Origin of the sequence: uncultured Vibrio sp. (assembly GCF_947488985.1) — a bacterium.
Classification (GTDB): Bacteria; Pseudomonadota; Gammaproteobacteria; order Enterobacterales; family Vibrionaceae; genus Vibrio.
The window spans coordinates 1-9,448 of sequence record NZ_CANLBV010000116.1; the positions used below are offsets into that span (position 1 = coordinate 1).

A 9,448-nucleotide genomic window follows, 5' to 3' on the forward strand; every position below is an offset into this window, starting at 1 on the left:
GAAACTCAGTGCATTGTTTAAGAATTAGGCAACTATGGACCAGGCATGTCTTCTATCTGAATTAAGCAACAAAACCTTGGCTTGCCGCTCTCACCACCAGTGGAACAATAGACTTAAGCTGACCTCATGATTCAAGCTTGTGATTATCGATAGTCTGTTGCACCTTGCGATTGATGCCTAGCTATTTTGATTAGAGAATAGAGAATAGAGAATAGAGAATAGAGAATAGAGAATGATGATTAGAAATTCGCTACAGGCAATTAGGGATACAAAAAAAGCGCTAAAATAGCGCTCTTTTGATTTACTTGTTTACGGCTCGCTTTCCTAGCCAATAACCGAGCCCTAACGGTGCAAAGAACACCACTAAGATAAACAGGATGAAGTAGAAAATGACACCTTTTATTAACGCCATCAGTTTATCCATAGCAAGGGTGACAACTTCTTGAGATACGCGGTCAAGATCCTGTGTAAACAATTCTCTTTCTGAGGTAATAATGCCGGCTATCTCAATCCGTTCTTTTTCTATCATTTGTATCAAAGCTTCTCTTTCGCGTGTCACCATCTTTTCTAACGCAACGCGCTCTTCGCTCAATACCTCTAATTTTTGGTCTGTTTTATCGCTGAGATCATTTAATAATGGCTGCATTTCTGTCGACATTATAGAAGCCAGTGTTTGGACATATTCTGGGTTATTTTCAATGAAATCCTGCAAACTGGTAGAGGTTTGACGCAGGCTTTCCAGTGTCATAGACAAATCTTCACCCGTAAGTGAGCTATTCAATGCGACTAACTCAGCCTTCCACGACATCAGCTTCGGCGTCTGATCAGCCATTAAGCTTAAACGGTCTGATGCATCACTCATGGCTTCTGGCATGGTGCCTAAGCTCTCAACGATCTGCGATTCATCTTTACCTAGGTAAGTCAGCCATTCACGGTAAGCTGGTGTGCTTCTGAAGGTGAGGTCCGTAAACGGGTGACGAGCAGTAAACTCCGCCACAAACGCTTTGCCTTGCTTAAAATCACTCGAGCTTAATACACTCTTGGCCAGTTTCTCTGCCTCTTGGTTAAGAAAGCCAGCAGTTTCGACTGCATACTCGGTGGTGAAGAGTTCAACGCCATCGCCTTGAGTATAAAACTGATTCATTTGAGCGGTGAACACCCAAGTGTCAATTAAGGCGGACATCGGTGAAGTTTGATAAGCCGCTTGCTGAAGGCCTTGCTCTGCATGGATCTTCCAAAGCAAAACATAAGATTGATTTAATGTGTCATCGGCAGGGTAAGATTGGGCGATCAAATCCGCAGAGTCTTCAACTCGCGTAAAAAACATCTTGGCGTATTCACGCGTCATGATACGGGCATTGAGCTCTTGTTGCGTCAGCGGCGTAGACTGACTCTCTAACTTAACTTCTAAGAGAGAACAACCACTGAGCACAATACTCATGACCCACACCATGAAACACCGACTAGAAACACCTAACATAGAAACCTCTGACAAAAACTAAGGCCGTGGATTGTAGGAGCACTTCGTCAGAGGATTGTCAAAATCAGCACAAAATTAACGACGATTGTCCAAATACGCGGCGGCAGAATCCACAGCGGCTTTGATTGCCAACTCCAACTCTTTCAAATCGTGCTCACTGATCGGCTTCGATTGCTTCATCGTCGATTCAACTCCCCCGGCGATCGTCGCTAAGCTGGACGCTTTTATCGTACCCGCCACGCTTTTTAAGCTGTGCACAATACGGACGGCAGACGTTTCATCTTCGCTTAACAGAGAGGTAAATTTATCAAAGTCATCAGTATGGTCACTTATAAACACTCCTAATAATAGCGCAACAGATTCGGCATCGTTATCCATCGTCTCTAGCATCGCTTCAACATCAATCGCCGAACGACATTCGGTGATGGCTGAACTAGATTTTTCTGGTGTTTGACGCGCTGCTACTTGTTGCCTGGCGCTTTTATTGTTCAGATTGTGTTGGTGATCATCTTGCGCAGGCTTATAGGGATGGACACTTTGCTTAGTGTTTACATGAGCAGCAACTGGGGGTTGAGCATGAGTAAGCTCAGACTCAACATGAGTAGTTTTAGGCTCAAAGGATTGAGGAGCAGAACTCACATTGTGTTTTGCCAACGAACAGCTATCATCCCCACCTTCAATATCGGTGGTATTGTGTTGAGCGTCTTCCTTCTCTTTGAATGTATCCTGATCAAAACGCACGCCCCACAGAACCAGCCCAACAATAAAGGTGGCACTGAGACCTAACATCGCGAGCAATAGCGTGAACTGCCGCTCATGAAATTCCGCTTCAAGCTTAATGATCTGTTCGTTAACCGAGTTTTGCTTGATCTTATCGACCAGATAGTTGAGCTGAGCGTAATCCCCTAACAACGCTGAAGCATCAGCCAGTAACTGTTGAATCGCCTCCTGCTCTTCCGTTTTCAACGAATACGATTTGTCTAGAATGGAATCAAACGTGCGATAAATCACCGGAGAACTTTGATTATCAGAATACATCGCTTCAAACACCACCACACCGAATTCATTAAGCAGTGGCTTCAAGGCTGGGGAGAGCTCGGTATCGGCACGCAATCGCTTAATATTATCGACAATATCTTGTACCTGACCCTCTATCGGCAGGAACTCATCAAACTTTTTGAGAAATTGGTCAGCGACATAAAGCAGTTGATTCACATCGGGACGAAACAAGGCGTGTTGGAAATCGGATTCAATCTGCAGTCGGATCGAATAAACCAACTGAGCATCGAGTGCGAGATCATTGATACGAGAGATTTGAAGCGGTTCAGAGAAATAAAGCGCTTGCCTCAATTCACTCACTCGGATGCCTAATTCTTCAATTTGAGTAACAGAGTGTGTGTAGGATCGGCTTAGATTAAGCATTGCTAATGAAGGAAGTAGCCACAGAGCCAAGAGCACAACCAAAACAGTTGTCGGTTTTTTAAAGCGTTTGGGCTTTGCTATTAATTGTTCCATCTCTATTCCTTGTGCGTGTGAACTTAAAGCATGAGACTGGCTAAAAGAGTAAACACTAAATAAGCGACAACATCCTGCTGCCGCTTCTGCCCGTAAACTTCGGACTATGACTTATTACGAGTCAGTTGGTCACGTAAGTTAGGCGGAGTGCCTTTAATCGTTAGCGTGTCTGTCTCCGGATCATAAAAGATACGTTCGCCTAGAAGCAGACTATCAAAACTAACATTCAAACCGCCACCAGCACCAACAAATTTTGTTAGTTTACGCATAGTTGCGCGATCAGCTGGAAAACTATCCTCTAATTCGTATCCTTGTTCACTGGTATAGTCAAAGAAACTCGTGCCATCCGTACTTGCTGGAAGCTCTCCAGAAAGTTCACGAACTTGCACTTCATCGCCCGCTTTTAGCTGTTCGTTACAGTAATCCGCCACCTGCTTTTTGTAACTGATGGCTTCTTCTTTCTCTAGCTTAGAGTCAGAGACAAAGTCTTCTACCGCTTGCATCAGCACTTGATTTTGCTGCTTCGCGTCTAACCCGACTTCAGCTTGTAGGAAGTCTAAAAAGAAATCGGCGACTTTACGGCCCACGCGTCCTTTAATGTAAGCTAAGTAACGGTTTGACTCTTTATCCGTCTCATAAGTAGAGAGATCGAGGCGAGCGGCAATATCCATTTTTGAGATATCTAGGTAATCCGTTGCACTGATATCTAGCCCCTCTGTAACCTTCAAGCTTTGGTTGGAAGGCAGTAGACCAATGAAAAGGTAATCGGTTGCTAGCGACTGATATTCAGCCATGACCAAAGTCCCTTCATCAGCAAATGGGTATTTCGATAGTTCATCTTTTAGACGCTGCGCACTTTTTTGAGAAAAATCATAAAAATTGCTCTCGCCAGCACGAAGTTGATGCAACCACTGCTGAAATTCGCTGTCTGATTTGAAAGAGCCAAACCCTTTACCTGCTTTTGAGTTAAAAACACGGTGAAGTTCAGCAACTAAACTTTCAGATGAAGCATCGTTATCTAAGGATTCAGCACGATAGTTAACAATCAGTTCTTCCTGATCGTTCTTGCTCAGCTGATGTAAAATTACGTTGGAAAGGTGAAGGCTCATAGTGAAAATATTACCGTTCAGGTTTCAGTTGTCATGAATAGTAGGTTATCATAAGCCGCTTTTACTATCATTATTAGAGTCCTTATGCCGATTATATCTAAATACACAGATGAACAAGTTGAAAAAATCCTAGCTGAAGTAGGTGCTGTACTATCTAAGCACAAAGCTTCACCAGAACTGTCACTGATGATCGCTGGTAATATCGCAACCAATGTATTAAATCAGAACGTTGCGGCTTCACAACGCAAAGGAATTGCTGAAAAATTTGCCGAGGCTTTAATCTCTTCTCTTGAAGATAAAAAGTCTCACTAAATTTGATTGACGGATAAAAGAATTATAAATGGTAGACAGCGCAAACTCATATAGCGATCGTGTATCTCGGCTGGTTGGCTGGGGTCACTGGTTTGCATTTTTCAACATCATCGCTGCGATGTTGATTGGTACTCGTTATATCACTCAATCTGCTTGGCCAGAAACCCTGCTGGGTCAATTCTATTTGGCAGCTTCATGGGTTGGTCATTTTGGCTTTTTGGTATTTGCGCTCTATCTATTAGTGCTGTTCCCGCTCACGTTTATTCTTCCGTCGAGGAAGTTATTACGCTTGGTTGCCGTGTGCTTTGCAACCATAGGTTTAACTGTCCTGCTGATTGATACTCAAACGTATCAAAATATAAACCTCCACCTGACACCTGTCGTGTGGGAGGTATTATTCAGTGGAGAGGAATCTGCATTCACATCTGATTTGCAGCACCTCTTCATTGTTATGCCACTTATATTTTTATTGCAGCTAGGGCTGTCTGAGTGGGTTTGGCGTAAGCAGCGTAAGCTGTCTCATAAACACGTTGGTCGTCCGATCACCGCTGTCTTCTTCTTATGTTTCATCAGCAGTCACTTGACCTACATGTGGGCTGATGCATATTTCTATAACCCAATCACTAGCCAAAAATCGAACTTCCCACTGTCTTATCCGATGACAGCGAAAAGCTTTATGGAAAAACATGGTCTATTAGACCGTGAAGAGTATCTACAGCGTTTAGAAGCAAACAAAGATAGTGTCAATTTAGTGAGCTACCCGCTCGAAAAAATTCAATACAACCGCCGCAGCGATGACCTTAACATCCTGATGGTGAGTGTTAACAACCTTCGCGCCGATGCATTGAACTCGACGGCAATGCCGAACAGCTACGCTTACGCGAAACAATCGATCAACTTCACCAACCATTACAGTTCAAGCAACGATATGTTTGGTATCTTCGGTTTGCTTTACGGCCTTCCAAGCAGTTATGCAAGCAGCATCGAAGCACAAGGTTCAAACCCAGTACTGTTCGACGTATTAGATAATCACAACTATAAATTCGCCGCTTTCAGTGGTGATAACTTTAGCGATTCGCTTTACTCGGAAATTATCTTCCGAGGCCGTGACATTATGCCAGAGCAAGCCACTTACGATGACCAAAGTGCAATACAAGCGTGGGCGGATTGGATTCAATCACCGCAAGCTAAGCGCCCTTGGTTTAACTTTATTGAACTGACCACACTGGATAACTTCTCGAGCTACGACTCAGGTTCACAATCCGATTCAGCGTCAATTGCAACGAAGCGCTTTGCTGCAGACTATCAAAAGTCGGCTCAAGCGGCCGATACTCAGCTCGCGACTATCTATGCTGAGCTAGAGCGCTTAGGCCTTATCGACAAAACCGTAGTGATTATTACCTCCAATCACGGCACTGAATTTAATGAAACCAAAACCAATAGCTGGGGTGCAAGCTCGAACTACAGCCGTTACCAGTTGCAGGTCCCTCTATTCATCCGCTGGCCTGGTAAACTGGCATCAGAATACACTCATCGCTCAAGTCACCTAGATGTGTCGGTAACTCTGATGCAAGATCTACTAGGGGTGTCCTCCAACCCAACCGATTTCAGCAGTGGTCGAAACCTATTTAATGAACGTCAGAGAAAATGGATTCTAGCGGGCGATTCTCGTGAGCTTGCTCTGATTACCGACAAGCAAACCACCGTGTTAGATAAATTTGGTAACTACAAATTGTACGATGGTAATTACCAGCGCTTAAAAAATGCGAGTCCTCGCTTGCCGGTATTGATGCAAGGGCTGACCGAGCTACAGCGTTTCTATACAAAAAATGACTGATAGATCATCAACTAAAAAAGGGAAGCCAATGGCTTAATGCCGCTCGCTTAACAGCGTGCGGCCCTTTCTTATATGGATACCGAGGAGCCTTATACAAAACGACCCGAGGAAAAGGTTGCCTCTTTCTTTTCTTGGGTAAAATGAGCCTCTTACCACTCTCTCTCTCAGGCTTTGTAGTTTCTTTGGTACAGTTCCTGGAGTTCGTCCTGAACACCACAAAAACTCATCGGTAATCAGCCTTAACGCATTAATAAAGCTGATCCTTAATGGCTCAACAGCATGTTGCTCAGCCATTCTTTTCATTTCTAACCTGACAAGGTTGTAAGATATTAATATTCCCCAGAGCTCTTGGTATACCCCCTCAATTTTTTGGCTTCTTAAAATAGCTTGATTGTTCAGTTGCCTCTGCTTTAATTCGCCGTAACCTTGCTCTATTTCCCATCGCTCCCAGTAAACTTCAACGATGTCTTTAATCGGGTACTTTTCTGGGCACTCTAGCGATGTAATAAAACCTTTTATTTCTCCTTTGGGCTCAGGAATTAAGACCAGCCGTGCTTGCCAATACTTCCGCTGTTTTTCAAGCAAGTTGTCGCTATTTTTACATATTTGTAACTTATTAGGCTGCTTTGTTCTCTGGATTTAAGAACACCTCGTCAATAAAGCTCCAATCTCTAGTTTTCCCACTCCAGCGCTCTGGGTTTGTTGCTTGGGCACGTCGGTAGACTTGCATACGCTGTAGGAGAATTTCATTATCCTCGCCGCAATGCCTCTGCTGAGGTGTTACATACTTTATGCCACTGTGTTTATGCTTATTGTTATACCAATCAACAAAATTACCAACCCAACACCGAGCGTCTTCAATAGAAGAAAACCCATCCATTGGCCATGAAGGACAATACTTTATTGTTTTGAACAACGACTCAGAGTATGGGTTGTCATTGCTTACTCTTGGTCTAGAGTAAGAGCTTACGACCCCAAGGTCATGCATCTTTGCAAGCATGGTGTAACTTCTCATAGGAGCACCGTTGTCAGAGTGCAAAGTAATGTTGCCTTGCACACACTTTTCCCGCCATGCTGTTCTTTGGAGTAACTCCGCTGCATATTCGCCTAGCTCCTGATCATACACTTCTGCACCTACTACTTTTCTACTGAAGATATCCATTATTAAATAGAGGTAATAGTGCTTCCCTCGTATTTTCGATGGAAGATAACTGATATCCCAGCTCCATACCTGATTTGGTTTGCAGGCTTTTTGAACCTTTGGTCGAGAAGGGCTTGCGCCAGCTTTGTCACGAGTTCGCTTACCTAGCTGGTTGTTTGCTTTTAACACACGATAAAATGTAGACTCTGAGGCAATGTAAATGCCTTCATCAGCCAACATCGGGACGATGATATTCGGCGGTAAATCGGCATACTCTGGTGTATTGCAGATATCTAATATCTGCTGCCTTTCGGCTTCTGATAGCTTATTATGAGGCTCGTGCTGCCGAGGATGCTGACGCATATCACTTGTGACTTCGGCAGAGTTCCGTGTCCAACGCTGAAACGTTCGTATTGATAACCCAACGGTGGAACAAGCCTTTGTCTTTGTTGCCCCTTTACGTACCGCTTCATCAACAAGTGTGACTATTTTAAGCCGCTCTGAGATAGGAATTAGTCTTCCTCGTTGGTTTCCCAGAGGGCATTGAACTTTTCCCGCAAAACCAGTAGTGCAGCCGTTTCAGCAAGTGCTTTCTCTTTACGTGCCAACTCCTTCTCCAACGCTTTTACCTTTCTGCGTTCCTCACGTAGTTGCTTATTTTCTTTGTGTGACATTGAAGTCGATGTTGCGCTCTGCGCCTTGATAGATAGTGCTCGCCAGGCTTTAACGTCATCGACAAATAACCCTTTAGACCTACAGTATTCAGCTAACTCGCGTTCAGACATTGTTGCAGTTTCAATCACTATGAAAAATCTCTGCTCCGCTGAATAATCAGTAGTAGTATTTTCTAACGTCGGGTCTGTAGACAATAGGCCGCTTTCAACAAGTTCATTTCTCCACTTAGATACCACGGAAGGACTCACATCTAATTCTTTAGCAATTCTTCGATGAGACCAATTATATGGTGGTAACAACCAAGTTTGACCTTTTGTTTTCACATCAATTGGAACTGGATTTGCTGGCATAGTTATCTCCTTAAAAATCTAGACGACAACTATGCTGACACGGGGGGGAAACGAGCGATCGCAATCACCGAAATACGCACCCAGAACAAGCCAAACAGCTTGTTCTGCAGGAAATCGACGTTTCCTAACTGCAGCTCGACCTGTTTGTTGCACGGCTTCTGAAATCCATTCAACAGGAATATTTTTCCGAAATGAGTCTATAGATTCGGAGATTTGAAGCTCAGCTGTAGCTTGAAGTTCTAAAGAAAATTCAGACATAAAAAAATCGGCTCCAGATACATATCTGAAACCGATTATGGAGGCTTTCAAGGATCGTTCAAGAGCCTTAAACGATCGGCATTAAGCCAATGGCTTCTCTTTTTTATAGCTGCAATTGATTGGAAAACAACCAAACAGACAAGTTTATGTAATTAAAGAGTTTACAAGATCCTCTGTGCCTTATATTATACGCGGCATCGGAGGGATGGCTGAGTGGTCGAAAGCACCGGTCTTGAAAACCGGCAACCGTTAATAGCGGTTCTAGGGTTCAAATCCCTATCCCTCCACCACTATTTACCCAAAAAAGCCTTTGATTATCAAAGGCTTTTTTTGTATCTATAAGACTTGAATTTACTTCGAAACAACGAGGTAAGTCAATGTATATACAAAAATCTCCCCACGACGTCTATTACGCACGGATTTGTACTCCAGCACAGTTGAAAGCGTTGGGATTCCCATTCGATCTAAAAATCAGCCTTCGAACAAAAGTGAAGATTGGTTGATTACACAGGCCAAAACTCATAGCTAATATTACGAAGATGGTTTTTAACCGCAGAACTTCGCCTCTTCATTCGATAGAAAGCTCAACAAATAACCATCTAGCACAAAATTATTGAAAAACGTTCATAAAAAAAGCAGTCAGTTGATAAGGGTATTTACAAGCGAAAGCCACCCTTATATTATACGCCCCATCGGAGGGATGGCTGAGTGGTCGAAAGCACCGGTCTTGAAAACCGGCAACCGTTAATAGCGGTTCTAGGGTTCAAATCC

The 9,448-nt window shown here is 43.6% G+C and carries 8 protein-coding genes and 1 tRNA gene; 3 read left to right on the forward strand and 6 right to left on the reverse strand.

What is annotated here, in order from left to right; all coding sequences use genetic code 11:
* Positions 1–301 precede the first annotated feature (301 nt).
* From Q1A70_RS17555 to yejK, 3 genes are all read right to left on the reverse strand, one after another.
* Positions 302–1,480, reverse strand: coding sequence for a chemotaxis protein (locus tag Q1A70_RS17555; protein ID WP_299694647.1), 1,179 nt, complete (start codon positions 1,478–1,480; stop codon positions 302–304).
* A gap of 75 nt (positions 1,481–1,555) precedes the next feature.
* Entirely contained in the window at positions 1,556–2,995 is a 1,440-nt protein-coding gene (locus Q1A70_RS17560) for an Hpt domain-containing protein (protein ID WP_299694650.1), read from the reverse strand.
* A 104-nt stretch (positions 2,996–3,099) separates the two neighbouring features.
* Positions 3,100–4,104: a nucleoid-associated protein YejK gene (yejK, locus tag Q1A70_RS17565; protein WP_299694653.1), complete on the reverse strand. Its 1,005-nt coding sequence runs from the start codon at positions 4,102–4,104 to the stop codon at positions 3,100–3,102.
* Between the two features lie 84 nt (positions 4,105–4,188).
* Here yejK and Q1A70_RS17570 point away from each other — a divergent pair, with 84 nt between their 5' ends.
* A complete protein-coding gene (locus Q1A70_RS17570; RefSeq protein ID WP_004740674.1) occupies positions 4,189–4,416 on the forward strand; it encodes a YejL family protein in 228 nt (75 codons plus the stop codon).
* 28 nt (positions 4,417–4,444) lie between these two features.
* The gene (locus Q1A70_RS17575) at positions 4,445–6,253 is read left to right on the forward strand and encodes a DUF3413 domain-containing protein (protein ID WP_299694657.1); all 1,809 of its coding nucleotides are present in this window, start codon (positions 4,445–4,447) and stop codon (positions 6,251–6,253) included.
* 33 nt (positions 6,254–6,286) lie between these two features.
* On the opposite strand, the gene Q1A70_RS17580 is transcribed toward Q1A70_RS17575, so the two are convergent.
* From Q1A70_RS17580 to Q1A70_RS17590, 3 genes are all read right to left on the reverse strand, one after another.
* Positions 6,287–6,838: a transposase gene (locus Q1A70_RS17580; protein WP_299694660.1), complete on the reverse strand. Its 552-nt coding sequence runs from the start codon at positions 6,836–6,838 to the stop codon at positions 6,287–6,289.
* A gap of 31 nt (positions 6,839–6,869) precedes the next feature.
* A protein-coding gene (locus Q1A70_RS17585; RefSeq protein WP_299694663.1) for an IS3 family transposase occupies positions 6,870–8,419 on the reverse strand; the annotation gives its coding sequence in 2 pieces (ribosomal slippage) (positions 6,870–7,939 and positions 7,939–8,419; 1,551 coding nt in all).
* An 18-nt stretch (positions 8,420–8,437) separates the two neighbouring features.
* Positions 8,438–8,677 (reverse strand): transposase domain-containing protein, encoded by a 240-nt coding sequence (locus Q1A70_RS17590; protein ID WP_299694666.1) that lies wholly within the window; start codon positions 8,675–8,677, stop codon positions 8,438–8,440.
* A 199-nt stretch (positions 8,678–8,876) separates the two neighbouring features.
* On the opposite strand from Q1A70_RS17590, the gene Q1A70_RS17595 reads away from it, so the two are divergent.
* Positions 8,877–8,967, forward strand: a tRNA-Ser gene (locus Q1A70_RS17595).
* The last annotated feature ends 481 nt before the right edge of the window (positions 8,968–9,448 follow it).